The following is a 12,900-nucleotide window of genomic DNA, read 5'->3' as shown; positions in this document are numbered from 1 at the left end:
ATTTGGCATAGGATGCCGTCATGGGCAAGAGCGGGAACGAGGGCGCCGGCGGCGCGCGGCGCGCGGGCACCAAGGGGATGCCGCGCAGGGAACGGGAGTCGCTGATCCTGGACGCGGGTGCGGAGGAGTTCGGCACCAAGGGGTACGCCCGCGGCTCGACGGCCGTCGTGGCGGCGCGCGCGGGGATCAGCAAGCCGCTGGTCTACGAGTACTTCGGCTCCCGGGACGGCCTGTACCTGGCCTGCCTGGACCGGGCGGGCTCACGCCTCGTGGCCGCGGTGGCCTCGGCGCAGCGCGGCTCGCCGGACAGCGCACGCGCCGTGCGCACGATGGAGGCGCTCTTCCGGGCGCTGGAGTCGCGGGTGCACGACTGGGAGCTCGTCTGGGACAGCACACTGCCCGACGGCGGCGACCTCCATGCCGCGGCCGCCGCCCACCGCGGTGAGCTCAACCGGATGGGAGCCGCCGGGGTGTCCGACATCCTCGGCGGCGCGGCGGTCGCCGATCCGCTCGACGCCGACCTCGTCACGCACCTGTGGTACGGGACGGTGGGCGCGGCGATCCGCTGGTGGCGGCGTCACCCCGAGCAGAGCGCCGAGGAGATGGCCGCGCGCTTCCGGCGTGTCGCGGGCGCCGTTCTGGTGCCCGGCGCCGCCGGGGGCGGCTGACCGGGGCGGGCCCGGGGGCACGCCCCGGGCCGTCCCCGTCGGCCGGCGGGCACGGATGCCTGCGGTCAGATCCGTCCCCGGGTGAGCCGGGTCAGCGGGCCCCTGTGCGACATCGCGGTGGAACGGCCCACGGCGAACGCCGCGCCCGCGACACCGGCCACACCGGCGGCCGTCCCCGCGGCGACGGCCTTGCGGTTCTTGATGACCGTCCACGCGGTCCCCGCAGCCGCGGCCACCTTGGCGGCGTTGGCCGTGACCGCCTGCTGCCCGCTCTGCATGCCGGCGGAGGCGATACGGGTGACGCGCTGGGTCGCCTCGCCCGCCGAACGGACGGTCGCGGAGGTCGTCTTCTTCGCCTCCTTCGCCGTGTCCTTGGCGTCGCGGGCCGTCGTGCGGGCCGCGGCGGCGGTGGACGCGGCCGCCTGGGCGGGGGCGCTCCTGGAGGGGGTGCTCTCGGTGGGTGTACGGAAGGAGTTCCTGGTGTTCTCGCTTTCGGTGCTCATGATGCCGCTTCTGTCCCCTCGCTCGCCGGCGAAACGGGCCGAAAGCGTCCGGAGGCCCTTCCGCACGGCCGAGTCGGCGCCTCACCGGCGCCGCCGACGGCCCACGACGGCCCACGACGGCCCACGACGGCACCGTACGGAGAGGGAGGGCGAGCGAGGGTCGCGTCTGGCGAAACCCGGGCCCGCGGGCCCGTGGTTACGGCACCGGCCGGAGGCGGTCGAAGGGCGGACGCGCCGGAACACACGTGGGGCTCCTGCCGCGACGGGGGAGACACGGCAGGAGCCCCACACACCGTCTGCCCCCGGCGCGGCGGCTCACACCTCGCCCGCGGAACGTTTTTCGCGCCCGGTCGACCACGCCGCCGTCACGGCCGCCGCTCTCCTCGCACCCCTCCCCCTCACGCCACCTCGTGCCGCCTTCCCCCTCCCGCCACCGCATCCGTCCGCGCGTGCCACCTCCCCCGCCCCGTCGCCGGACGACTCCGGAGATCCGGTGGCGCTGGACCGGCCCGTGGCGGGTACCCGCTGAGGGGATGCAACCGACGGGTCGGAGCGAGGCGTGATGCGAAGCGTGGGCGTGGAAGAGGAACTGCTGCTGGTGGACGCGGACAGCGGTGCGCCTCTGGCCGTCTCGGGGGCCGTGCTGGCGTCGGCCGACCGTCAGTCCTGGCAGCCCGGCGGGCCCGGGGTGCAGGAGCACCCGTTCGAACCCGAACTCCACAAGGAGCAACTGGAGTTCGCCACCCGCCCGGTCACCGAGATGGGCCGGCTCCAGGAGGAGATCACCCGCAGCCGCCAGGAAGCCGCGCGGCACGCGGACACCGTCGGCGCCCGGGTCGCCGCGCTGGCGACCTCCCCGCTGCCCGTGCAGCCGAGCCTGAACGCGGGTACGCGCTACCGGTGGATGGGCGAGCAGTTCGGCCTGACCACCCAGGAGCAGCTGACCTGCGGCTGCCACGTGCACGTGTCGGTCACGTCCGACGAGGAGGGCGTGGCCGTGCTGGACCGGATACGGCCCTGGCTCGCCGTGCTGACGGCGATGAGCGCCAACTCGCCCTTCTGGCAGGGCCAGGACAGCGACTACGCCAGCTACCGCAGCCGCGTGTGGAACCGGTGGCCCTCGTCGGGCCCGGTCGACGTCTTCGGCTCCGCGGACCGGTACCACGACCAGGTGGACGCGATGGTGGCGAGCGGCGTCCTCCGGGACGAGGGCATGATCTACTTCGACGCCCGGCTCTCCGCCGCCTACCCCACCGTGGAGGTCCGGGTCGCCGACGTGTGCCTGGACGCCACCACCCCCGTCCTGCTCGCCGCCCTCGTCCGCGCCCTGGTCGAGACGTCCTCCCGGGAGTGGCAGGAGGGTCTGCCGCCGGCGCGGATCGCCACCGGGCTGCTGCGGCTCGCCTCCTGGCGGGCGGGACGGTCCGGGCTCGACGGCCCGCTGCTGCATCCGGAGACCATGCGGGAGACGTCCGCCGCCGACGCCGTCCACGCACTCTGCCGCCACGTGGGCGACGCCCTCGCCGACCACGGCGACGACGACCTCGTCCGGGAGGGCGTGGCACGCCTGCTCGCGACCGGCAACGGCGCACGCGTCCAGCGGCGGCTCCTCTCGGAGGAGGGAAGCCTCGGCCGGGTCGTGACGCGCTGCGCCCTGATGACGACGGGAGCGCTGCCCCAGCCGGGCTGACCGGCGGCAGGAGGGGCCGGGCGCGCACGCGGCTCGGGGCGAGCGGGCCCGGCGGGGCACGGCGCGCCCGGCGCGCCGTACGGGCCCGGGAGCCTCGGGGACTGCCGTGCGGGCACGGGAACGCCGCCTGCCGAGCCGGCCGGGAGCGCCGGGACGGCTGCCCAGCCGATCACGGGGGGGCGGGCCGGGCCCGTGGCGAAGCGCTCGGGCCCGGCTCGGCGTCCCCGCTCCCGGCCTGGCGCTCGCGCCCCCGGGGGTGAAAGTTTCCCGCGCGTACGGCAGTTGTCGCAGATGACGGACGGCGCCAGAGGTCTGGACCCAGGGGAGTTCCCGGAGGCCCTTTACGCCCCGCACGCCCCATGGGTTACTCATGACGTGTCCATGACCTTCTCTTGGTTCCGGGCATCCACCGCGTCCCCCACAACCAGCCGGAGGCAGTCATGTCCGCAGCGCGCCGCGTCACCGTCCGCCGGGCCAGACCCAGGTCGGTCACCCTCCTGGGCGCCCTCGCCGCGACGGCCGCGCTCCTCGTGACGAGCACGGGCACGGCAGCGGCGGCGCCGCCGCCCGCCGGCGAGCACATCCCGCCCGGCCAGGCGTGGATGGGTGCCGGCACCCGCATCGAGCAGCCCGTCGCGGGCGCCGCCCGCGTCACGCCCCTGGACACCAGCGGCGTCCAGGGCATCGACATCTCGCACTGGCAGGGTGCCATCAACTGGAACTCGGTCAAGGGCGCGGGGATCGACTTCGCCTACATCAAGGCGACCGAGGGCACCACGTTCAAGGACTCCCGCTTCAGCGCGAACTACACCGGCTCCTACAACGCCGGCCTGATCCGCGGCGCCTACCACTTCGCCCGGCCGAACGCCTCCAACGGGGCGACCCAGGCCAACTACTTCGCCTCCAACGGCGGGGCGTGGTCGCGGGACAACCAGACGCTGCCCGGCGTCCTCGACATCGAGCACAACCCCTCGGGTGCCATGTGCTACGGACTGTCGACGTCGGCCATGCGCACCTGGGTCAACGACTTCCACGCCACCTACAAGGCGCGCACCGGCCGCGACGTCGTCATCTACACGACGGCGAGCTGGTGGAACACCTGCACCGGCAGCTGGACGGGGATGGCAGCCAAGGCGCCGCTGTGGATCGCCCACTGGGGCGTCAGCAGTCCCAACGTCCCCAGTGGCTTCCCGACCTGGACCATCTGGCAGTACACCGCCACGGGCAGGGTCTCCGGCGTCTCGGGTGACGTCGACCGGAACAAGTTCAACGGCTCGATGAGCCGGCTGCTCGCCCTGGCGAACAACACCGCCTGAGCCACGGCGCCGACCGGGCGGGGGCGCGGTGCGGGGGCGTGTCGCGAGGGGGCGCGTCGTGCGGGCCGGCCTGGTCGCGGCCGGGGCGGGCGGCCGGTCGCGTCCTCGACGGCCCCGCCCGCCGGCTCGCCTCACCGGCCGGGTTCCGCTCGGGGGCGGGACGCCCCGGTCCGGCGCCGCGGGCGGACGGCCCGCGGGCCGTCCGCCCGCGGGCCGTCCGCCGTCAGAAGCGGTGCCCGCGGGACCTGCGGGCCAGCAGCACCACCGCGGCGAGCGCGGCGACCGCGGCACCGGCGAGCACCGGCCCGCGGTTGCGGCCGGCGGCGGTCGCGGCGTGCGAGGCGGCCTCCCGTACGGGCTCGGGTGTACTGTCCTTGGCCGACCGCAGGAGGAGTGCCGCCTTGTCCTGCGCCCGGTGGGCCGCGTCGGCGGCCTTCTCCCTGGCCTCCGCGGCCTTCTCCCTGGCGTCGGCCGCCTTCTCCTGCGCCTGCGCCTTCACATCGGCCTTCGCGGCCAGCGCCTCGACCGTGTGTCCGAGCTCCTCACGGGTCCCCTCGATCCGCTGCCGCAGGTCCTCGGGGGTGGGCTCGTGCGCGGGGGTCGCGCCGTGTGTGCCGCGGTCCGGCTTCTCCGTCATCGGTGAGCACTCTCCTTGATCCGGGCGATGTCCGCCTGGACACCGCGTACGGCCTGCTGGGGAGCCATGGGCGTGGCGGCCCCGACCTGCTTCCTGCCGAGGGCCGCGAGGACCCCCGCGACGCCGAACAGCACGACGGTCACCACCAGGGCGGCCAGCCACAGCGGCCACACCAGCGCGAGGGCGATCACCGCGGTGGCGACCAGCGCCTGGAGAGCGACGACCGCGACGAGTCCGGCACCGCCGAACAGTCCGCCGCCCCTGCCGAACCGCTTGCCCTTCTGCTTCATCTCGGCCTGCGCGAGCGCCAGTTCCTGGCGCAGCAGTGTCGATATCTGCTCGGACGCCTGCTTCACCAGCTCGCCCACCGGCTCGTGGTGTCCGGACGTCCTGGGGTGTGATGGGTCCATCGCTGCGCTCCCTGCTCTCGGCGGTTCGGCTTCCGTGCGCCCCAGCCTGTCGGGCCGCGAGTACCCGGGGACGCGCCCGGCATGCGTCGGGGCGGCGCCGTGCCGGCGCGGGGCCGGTGCCGCGGGCGCGGCGGACAGAGGGCCGGGCACTGCGCTGATCGTGGGCCACGGCAGCGCGTCACGGCGCCCTCGGACACCCCGGACGGCGCTCTCCGTATGATCCGGCCATGGCTGAGCGATCATCGACTCCCCCAGACGATCTCGTGGCGCTCCAGCGCGACGCGGACGCCGCCCGGCGCGAGGCCGAGCGGCAGGGCCACGCCCCGGAGGCCCAGCGGGTGTGGCGGGAAGCGGCGGCGGTCGTGGAGAACGCCGTGGCGGAACACGCGGCGGCCGCCAAGGTGGACCCCCGGCAGCTGGAACGCGACGTGCGGCAGGCCGCCCGCGACGCGGACAAGGCCTAGGGCTGACCGCGCTCCGGAAAACTGTTCGCCTCCCACCGGGCGTGCAGCGGATACTGACGGGCCCACACCTCGGACAGGAAGCGCGGCCGGCCCTGACGTACGACCGGGACACTCTGCCCCTCCCCGACGACCGCGTGCCCCGTATGCCTTATGAAGCCATGCGTCACTGGGATGCGTGCGACCCGGACCGGCACCCGTTCGTCTGGGACGAGGACGAGGAGGCACGGCTGCGCTCGCTGGTCCGCGCATGGGTGCCCCCGGTTCCCTCCGGCATGGCCGGCTGGTGGGAGGGCGAACGCTGGTGCGAGCGCCAGGTCGACGCGATCATCCGGGAGCGATACGGCGCCTGGACCTGGGGATGGACATGGTGCCACTCCAGCGGGGGGCCCGTCGGTACCTGGGCCGGGGGGCCGAGTTCGGTGACGACTCCGGACGAGACCGCGGAGCGCGTCGTGGCCGCGTTGCTGGAGTGGCGGACGTGGCTGGAACGGACGGCCCGGCGTTTCGCCGAGCTGGCGCCGCCGGCGGACGCCTCGCCCGAGGACCGCAGCTGGCATCTGGAGCGGGCCTGCGTCCGGCTGGTGACCTACGCGGTGGACTCGGGCGCGGACAACGCCTGGTGCGGCCAGACCTCGCGCGTCCTCAACTGGTTCCTCACCAGCACCGGCATGGACCGCGCCGAAGCCGAGCGAGCGGTGGAGAGGGCGATCGGCGGCCGGTTCCGGAGCTGGGTCCCCCCTCGGCGGACGCTCATCGACTCCGTCGGCGAGGACTTCGCCGTCGGTCTCACCGGCCGCGATCCGTACCGGGGCCACCGTGAGAGGGAGGCCTTGGAGGAACTCCATGACCGCCGGTGACAGCCTCTCGGCCTGGATGCGTGTGCGACGCGAGGCCGACTGGCACAGCGCGCCGGTCCTCGGGCACCACCCGCCCGGCCGCGACGGATTCCGGTCCTGGTGCGAAGGGCCGGTGCGCCGACGCGACCCGGTACGGGCGGAACGTCTGCTCGCGGCGTACGGCGTGGCCCGGGAGGACGCCGCACGCCGCACCGCCCTGGACTTCGCCCTGCTCGCCCGCTGGCAGAGCCATGTCCTCGCCGCACCGGAGCCGCCGCGGTTCCGTGCGGGCGACGCCTGGGCGAAGGGCGGCCGCGAGCGGTACGGCCTGACCTCCCGGACACGGGCCGACTTCGACGCCTGCCTCCACGAGACGACCGACCCGGAACACCCGTTGGCGGCCCGAGCCGCCCGCGCCTGCCTCGACGTGGCGTTCTTCCACCCCTTCGCCGACGGCAACGCCCGCGCCGCACTGCTGACCCTCGTCCACGTCCTGGCCCGGGAGGGCATCGTCCTGCCCGAGGTCGGGCCCCTCCAGACCACCCGCTACGCGGACGATCCGGCCGGTGCCGCCGACCTCGCCGTTCTCATCGGGGTGCTCGGCCGCCACCGGCCCTGAACCGTCCGCGCTCGGGCCAAGGCTCCCCCGCATCGCGTCACCCGGGCGGCAGAGCCGTGTGGTCCGGGTGGTTCGCGGTGCGGCGCGCCTCCTTCATCTCCGCCTCGTACAGGTGGTCGCGACCTGCGGCGAGCTCGTGGCGGACAGCCGCCTCCAGATCCCGGAAGGGCCCGTAGTAGGTGGCGTTGTAGGCCTCGACGATCTGGAACGTCCAGTGGCCGGGGATGACGTTGCGGCCGACGATCTCCCTCTCCACGCGGTCGGCCTGCTCCTCGTGCCCGGCCTCGCGGAGCAGTCGCACGGCGTCGTCCAGGGCGAGGTCGGCGCCACCGGTGAGCTGATGGAACGTGTACAGCGCGCCACGGGCGCGCTCCACCGTCTCCAGCGCCTCCGAGAGCGCCCCCAGCGCGCGGACCGTGATGTCGGAAACGCCCTCCGGGCGCCGGTGCGCCTCGTCGGGCGGCTGCGGATGGTCGGCTGTCATGCAGGCTTCTGTTCCCCCGCTGACGGGGAGGCAGTCTGCGGCATACGGGTCGACCCTCGGACCGTGCGGGCATGGGGTGTTCCGCGGCCCGCCCGCCGGAGCCGCCGTTCCCGTCGCACCCGGTCCTTCCGGGCGCGGCCGCCGGGGAGTTCGCGTGCCCGCGCCCGCTGCGCCGGACAGGGGACGACCGCCGGACGGGCCCGCGCGGACGGACCGCGCCGGAGCCGGATCGGGACGGGCAGGCGTAGCCGGCCGCAAGAGGGGAAAACCTCAACTGCCCACAAGGCAGCATGAGTTCACCGACATGCTCCCTCCCACGCGCCCGGCCCCGCAGGGAACCGGGTCCCCCCACCAGCGAAGGGACAGCAATGCCGAACCGCACATGGACGGCGTGGACCGGCGCCGCGGCGGCGATCGCGCTCGCCGTGACGCCGGCCGCGGACGTCGCCGCCGCACCGCAGCCGGAGCAGAGCGCCGCAGCCGTCGTGACACTGCGCTACGACGACAGCCGCGCAGCCGGCTGGGAAGCGGCCATAGCCGCCGGAGTCGCCCGGTGGAACGCCGCCGTCGACACGGTGCACCTGGTCGAGGCCCCGCCCGGCACGACCGCGGAGATACAGATCGTGGCCACCACCGGCTGGCCGCAGGCCACGCTCGGCCCGGTCCGCCCCGGCGGGCGGGCACGCGTCGAACTCGGCAGCCAGGCGGTGACCCAGGGCCACGACAAGACCCGGATCGCCGCCCACGAGATCGGACACAACCTGGGGCTGCCGGACACCAAGCCCGGACCCTGCTCCCAGCTGATGTCGGGCTCCAGCGCGGGCACCGGCTGCCGCAACTCCGTGCCCGACGCGGCCGAACGGGCCCGCGTCGCGGCGCTCTACGCACAGGGCGCCGCACGGACACCGGCCGACGGACGCGTCCTCGTGGACGCGCACTGAGAACCGTCCCGTAGCGCGCGGCCGTTGCACGAGGGCCGCCTCGGGCGGACCACCGGTGCCCGCTCCCGAGCCGGGGGCGGGCACCGGCACGTCCGGTCCCTGGGGAGCGCGGGCCGGACCGCGCTCGGACGCCGCGATCGGCAGGCGGCGGGCGGCGGGCGGCGCGGAGGGCCCGCGCCCGTACCGAGCGCCGCGGCCGCGGCGACGGCACCGGCACCGGCACCGGCGACTGCGGCGGCGACTCCAGCAACCGCGCGCCGACCGGGGCGCCGGCGGCAAGGACAACGGCAACGCCGGTCGCGGATACGCCGGCTCACGACTCTTGCCGCCCGCTCGGACCGTCGTCCATGATCTGCGCCATGTCAGCAGACGTCCGCGGCACCGGAGGGCGGCCCGCCCCGCTGCCGGGCAGGGTACGGGTCGGCTACGGGCTCGGCTCGCTGTGCACCGGCACCTTCGCGACCGTGCCCGGACTCATCCTGCTCTACTACCTCACCGATGTGCTCGCCGTCCCCGCGGCCGTCGCCGGCCTCGCCGTCTTCCTGCCGAAGGCGTGGGACGTCCTCGTCAACCCGCTCGTCGGCGCCCTCTCCGACCGCAGCCGCCTGCGCGGCGGCCCGCGCCGGCCGTTCCTGCTCGCCGGAGCCTGCACCCTCCCGCCCCTGTTCGCGCTCGTCTTCGCCGCGCCCCCGCTGCGGGGGGCGGTCGCGGCCGCCTACGTGGCCGTGCTGTTCCTCCTCGCGGCCACCGCCTACGCCGTGTTCCAGGTGCCGTACGTGACGATGCCCGCCGAGATGACGGAGGACCCCGCCGAGCGCGGCCGGGTCCTGGCCTGGCGGGTGGGGTTCCTCGGCGTGGCGATCCTGCTGTCCGGCGCGGCCGCCCCGGCGATCGCGCACGCCGACGGCGGCGGCCCCGCGGGCTACCGGCTGATGGGGGTCGCCGTCGCCGCGCTGCTGGCCGTGGGCATGTTCGGTGCGTGGTTCACGACCCGGTGGGCCCCCGCGGTGGCCCGCAGCCGGGCCGAGCCGTCGCTCCGGGCACAACTGGCGGCGGCACGGTCGAACCGCCCCTTCCTGTTCCTCGCCGGGATGTGGACCCTCCAGGCCCTCGCGGTAGGCGTGATGCTCGCGGGGGTGCAGTACTTCGCCACGTACACCCTGGGCTCGCCCGCCGCGGTGACGCCGCTGTTCGCCTGCCTGATCGGCCCGCTGGTCCTCGTGATGCCGCTGTGGCGCCGGCTGGCGGACCGGCTCGGCGTGAAAGGGGCCCAGTGGTGTGCCTCGCTGCTCTTCCTTGCGGGTGCGCTGGTCCTCGCGCTCACGCCCGTCGCGGGGCCCGTCACGGGCTACGGTGCCGTCGTGCTGATCGGCGTCGCCTACGCGGGACTCCAGCTGCTGCCGCTCTCCATGCTCGCCGACACCCTGGCGGCCGACGTCCTGCGCACGGGGCGACGGCGGGCCGCCACGTTCACCGGCCTGTGGACCGCCGCCGAGACACTGGCGTTCGCCCTGGGGGCGGGGCTGTTCGCGGCGGTGCTGGCGGCCAGCGGGTTCCGCTCGTCGGACGCCGAACACCGCGTGGCGCAGCCCGACTCCGCGCTCACCGGGATCGCGGCGGGCATGAGCCTGCTGCCCGCCGTCGCGGCCGCGGCGAGCCTGTGGCTGCTCCACCGCTACCACGAGGACGGCGGCGTGCCGCCCGGATCCGGCGACGCCCCGGCCGGCGGCTCCGCTGGCCCGGACGCCCATGACACCCACGACGCCCCCGCGCCTGCCGTGCCCGGACAGGCGGCAGCGCAGCAGGAAGTGAGGGACGGCAATGCCGACTGAACCCGCCCGCCCACCGGGCGGCGGACAGCCCGCCGACGCGCTGCTCGCCGAGCTGCGCGGGCTCCGCGCGGGCGACGCCCCCACCAGGGGCGGCCGGACGTTCGCCTACGTGTACGACGCCGGGCTCGACGGACTCGACGAGCTGGCCGCCGCCGCGTACGCGGCCTTCGCCACGGTCAACGGCCTGGACCCGACGGTCTTCCCGAGCGTGGCCCGGCTGGAGAACGACGTGGTGGGCGCCGTCGCGGCGGTGCTCGGCACACCGGGCTGCCAGGGCAGTTTCACCAGCGGCGGCACGGAGAGCATCCTGCTGGCGGTCAAGACGGCCCGCGACCACGCGCGGGCCCGCCGCGGGGTCACGGCGCCCCAGATGGTGCTGCCGTCCACGGCGCACGCGGCGTTCCACAAGGCCGCGCACTACCTGGGCCTGGAGACGGTCGTGGTCCCCGTCGACCCGGTGACCTTCCGGGCCGACGCGGCCGGGACGGCCGCGGCGATCACCGACCGCACCGTGCTGGTCGTCGCCTCGGCTCCGTCGTACGCGCACGGAGTCATCGACCCGGTCGGCGCCATCGCGGCCGCGGCGGCCCGGCGCGGCGTGCTGTGCCACGTGGACGCGTGCATCGGCGGCTGGCTCCTCCCCCGGCTGCGCCGGGCCGGGCGGGAGATCGAACCCTTCGACCTGTCGGTGCCGGGGGTCACCTCCCTCTCCGTCGACCTGCACAAGTACGGGTACGCGGACAAGGGGGCCTCCGTGGTGCTGTACCGCGACGGGGAGCTGCGCCGCCACCAGTACTTCGCGCACGCCGGCTGGCCCGGGTACCCGGTCGTCAACCCGACGGTGCAGGGCACGAAACCGGCCGGACTGCTCGCGCAGGCGTGGGCCGTGCTCCGGTACGTCGGCGACGACGGCTACGCGGCCCTGGCGGGCGAGGTGGCGTCGGCGTCGGACCGGCTGCTGTCCGGGCTGCGGGCGATGCCCGGTCTGCGGGTGCTCGGCGACCCGGTCGCCGGGCTCGTCGCCGTCACCGTCCTGAGCGGGCCGGAGGCGGAGCACCCCGGCGGGCCGGCCGGAGCGGAACGGCACGAGGGACCGGCCGGAGCGGAGGGGGACGACCGGCCGTCCACGGCCGGGGGCGGTCGCGGCCCGTCACCGGCGGACCGCGGCGCCGGACGGGCCGGACCGGCGGACGGCCACGGACCGTCCGGCACGGACCGCGGCGGCGAGCCGGACCTGGGGCTGCTGCTGCACCTGGCCGACGAGATGCGCGAGCGGGGCTGGTACCTCCAGCCCCAGCTCTCCTTCGACGGCCTGCCGCCCAATCTCCACCTGACCCTGACACCGGCCACCGCCGGCCGGGTGGACGCCCTGCTGGAGGATCTCGCGGCGGCCCTCGCGGCAGCCCGCGCGCTGCCGCCGGTCACCGTCGATCCGGGTCTGGCCGCGCTCGCCGCCGGGCTCGACCCGGACTCCCTCGGCCCCGACGAGGTCGCCGCCGTCCTGGCGTTCGCCGGGCTGGGCGGCGGGAACGGCCTGCCGGCCCGGACGGCCCCCGTGCTGATGCTGCTCGACGCGCTGCCCCGGCCGCTCAAGGAGCGGCTGCTGACCGAGTTCATCGGCTCGGTCTTCCACGTGTGACACCCACCGGCCGGGCCCGTCGCCCACCGGCGACCGCTGCACTCCCACCCACCGGGCCCCGGCCCGGCATCCCCTGGCACGCCCCGGCACCCGTCGCGCAGGCCCCGGCGCAGCCGACGGCCGCGGACCCCGTACGCTCGGTGCGGCAGGAATCACGGGACGGGGAGCACGGGTGGTGGAGCGGTTCGCCGACGTGGAGCGGGGCCGGCCGGCGGCACGGCGGGCGGGAGAGCGACGATGACCGAGGCGTCCGGGCACGGGAGCGTGCCGCACGCGGACCCGGGGCGCCCCGCGTCGACCACCCGGGTCTTCATCGCCCTCGCCCCTCCCGACGAGGCCAAGGACGAGCTGGCCCGGGCCCTGGCCCCGGCGTATGCGGCGCACCCCCGCATGCGCTGGAACCGCATCGAGGACTGGCACATCACCCTGGCGTTCCTCGGCGAGCTTCCCGTGGCGGCCGTGCCGGCCCTGCGCGCACCGCTCGCGGAACTGGCGTCCGCACGCCGGCCGCTCGCGCTCGCGCTGCGCGGCGGCGGACACTTCGACGAGCGGGTGCTGTGGACCGGGATCGCCGGGGACCTCGACGGGCTGCACCGGCTGGCCGGCGACGTGCGCGCGGCGGTCGGGGAGGCCGGCGTCCCCTTCACGGGCCGCCCTCTGCGACCGCACCTCACCCTGGCCCGCGCCCGCCGCGACGACATCGCGGCCGTGCCGCGGGCGGCGGAGGGGCTCGCCGGATTCACGGGCATCCCGTGGCGGGCCGCCCGACTCCATCTGGTGGGCAGCGACTTCGGCAGGGGGCCGGGGCCGATACGGTACGGCGACATCGCCTCCTGGCCGTTCGAGGGGCCCTGAGGCGCA

General features: G+C 75.8%; 14 protein-coding genes. 10 read left to right on the top strand and 4 right to left on the bottom strand.

Translation table 11 applies throughout. From position 1 onward, the window contains the following. The first annotated feature begins 20 nt into the window (after nt 1-20). A complete protein-coding gene (locus IAG43_RS30650; protein ID WP_187743908.1) occupies nt 21-668 on the top strand; it encodes a TetR/AcrR family transcriptional regulator in 648 nt (215 codons plus the stop codon). A 65-nt stretch (nt 669-733) separates the two neighbouring features. Here the strand turns inward: IAG43_RS30650 and IAG43_RS30645 are convergent, their stop codons facing one another. Further along, on the bottom strand, nt 734-1,171 hold the full coding sequence (locus IAG43_RS30645; protein WP_187743907.1) for a hypothetical protein: 438 nt from the start codon (nt 1,169-1,171) through the stop codon (nt 734-736). Between the two features lie 562 nt (nt 1,172-1,733). Between IAG43_RS30645 and IAG43_RS30640 the strand changes: the two genes are divergently transcribed. Beyond that, a complete protein-coding gene (locus IAG43_RS30640) occupies nt 1,734-2,861 on the top strand; it encodes a glutamate--cysteine ligase 2 (RefSeq protein WP_187744727.1) in 1,128 nt (375 codons plus the stop codon). A gap of 440 nt (nt 2,862-3,301) precedes the next feature. After that, nucleotides 3,302-4,177, top strand: coding sequence for a lysozyme (locus tag IAG43_RS30635; RefSeq protein ID WP_187743906.1), 876 nt, complete (start codon nt 3,302-3,304; stop codon nt 4,175-4,177). A 223-nt stretch (nt 4,178-4,400) separates the two neighbouring features. Here the strand turns inward: IAG43_RS30635 and IAG43_RS30630 are convergent, their stop codons facing one another. Both IAG43_RS30630 and IAG43_RS30625 read right to left on the bottom strand, forming a co-directional pair. Beyond that, nucleotides 4,401-4,814 (bottom strand): DUF3618 domain-containing protein, encoded by a 414-nt coding sequence (locus tag IAG43_RS30630; protein WP_187743905.1) that lies wholly within the window; start codon nt 4,812-4,814, stop codon nt 4,401-4,403. Beyond that, complete coding sequence (locus IAG43_RS30625; protein ID WP_187743904.1) at nt 4,811-5,224, bottom strand: phage holin family protein; 414 nt, start codon at nt 5,222-5,224, stop codon at nt 4,811-4,813. Before IAG43_RS30625 ends, IAG43_RS30630 begins: the two co-directional genes overlap by 4 nt. 227 nt (nt 5,225-5,451) lie before the next feature. Here IAG43_RS30625 and IAG43_RS30620 point away from each other — a divergent pair, with 227 nt between their 5' ends. From IAG43_RS30620 to IAG43_RS30610, 3 genes are all read left to right on the top strand, one after another. Beyond that, a complete protein-coding gene (locus tag IAG43_RS30620; protein ID WP_187743903.1) occupies nt 5,452-5,688 on the top strand; it encodes a hypothetical protein in 237 nt (78 codons plus the stop codon). Between the two features lie 158 nt (nt 5,689-5,846). Then, nucleotides 5,847-6,545 (top strand): hypothetical protein, encoded by a 699-nt coding sequence (locus IAG43_RS30615; RefSeq protein WP_246574628.1) that lies wholly within the window; start codon nt 5,847-5,849, stop codon nt 6,543-6,545. Continuing rightward, nucleotides 6,532-7,143 (top strand): Fic family protein, encoded by a 612-nt coding sequence (locus tag IAG43_RS30610; RefSeq protein ID WP_187743901.1) that lies wholly within the window; start codon nt 6,532-6,534, stop codon nt 7,141-7,143. Before IAG43_RS30615 ends, IAG43_RS30610 begins: the two co-directional genes overlap by 14 nt. 37 nt (nt 7,144-7,180) lie before the next feature. Here IAG43_RS30610 and IAG43_RS30605 read toward each other — a convergent pair whose 3' ends face one another. After that, on the bottom strand, nt 7,181-7,627 hold the full coding sequence (locus IAG43_RS30605) for a hypothetical protein (protein WP_187743900.1): 447 nt from the start codon (nt 7,625-7,627) through the stop codon (nt 7,181-7,183). Between the two features lie 368 nt (nt 7,628-7,995). On the opposite strand from IAG43_RS30605, the gene IAG43_RS30600 reads away from it, so the two are divergent. The 4 genes from IAG43_RS30600 (at nt 7,996) to thpR (ending at nt 12,894) form a co-directional block, all read left to right on the top strand. Further along, nucleotides 7,996-8,568, top strand: coding sequence for a snapalysin family zinc-dependent metalloprotease (locus tag IAG43_RS30600; RefSeq protein ID WP_187743899.1), 573 nt, complete (start codon nt 7,996-7,998; stop codon nt 8,566-8,568). A gap of 359 nt (nt 8,569-8,927) precedes the next feature. Continuing rightward, nucleotides 8,928-10,400, top strand: coding sequence for an MFS transporter (locus IAG43_RS30595; protein ID WP_246574627.1), 1,473 nt, complete (start codon nt 8,928-8,930; stop codon nt 10,398-10,400). Next, on the top strand, nt 10,390-12,039 hold the full coding sequence (locus IAG43_RS34725; RefSeq protein WP_246574626.1) for a pyridoxal phosphate-dependent decarboxylase family protein: 1,650 nt from the start codon (nt 10,390-10,392) through the stop codon (nt 12,037-12,039). Before IAG43_RS30595 ends, IAG43_RS34725 begins: the two co-directional genes overlap by 11 nt. A gap of 237 nt (nt 12,040-12,276) precedes the next feature. Further along, nucleotides 12,277-12,894, top strand: coding sequence for an RNA 2',3'-cyclic phosphodiesterase (thpR, locus tag IAG43_RS30580; protein ID WP_187743897.1), 618 nt, complete (start codon nt 12,277-12,279; stop codon nt 12,892-12,894). Nucleotides 12,895-12,900 lie beyond the last annotated feature (6 nt).

This window comes from Streptomyces genisteinicus, assembly GCF_014489615.1.
Classification (GTDB): domain Bacteria; phylum Actinomycetota; class Actinomycetes; order Streptomycetales; family Streptomycetaceae; genus Streptomyces; species Streptomyces genisteinicus.
Note: the sequence above shows the minus strand (reverse complement) of the source record. Positions and strands in the feature narration are given on the sequence as shown.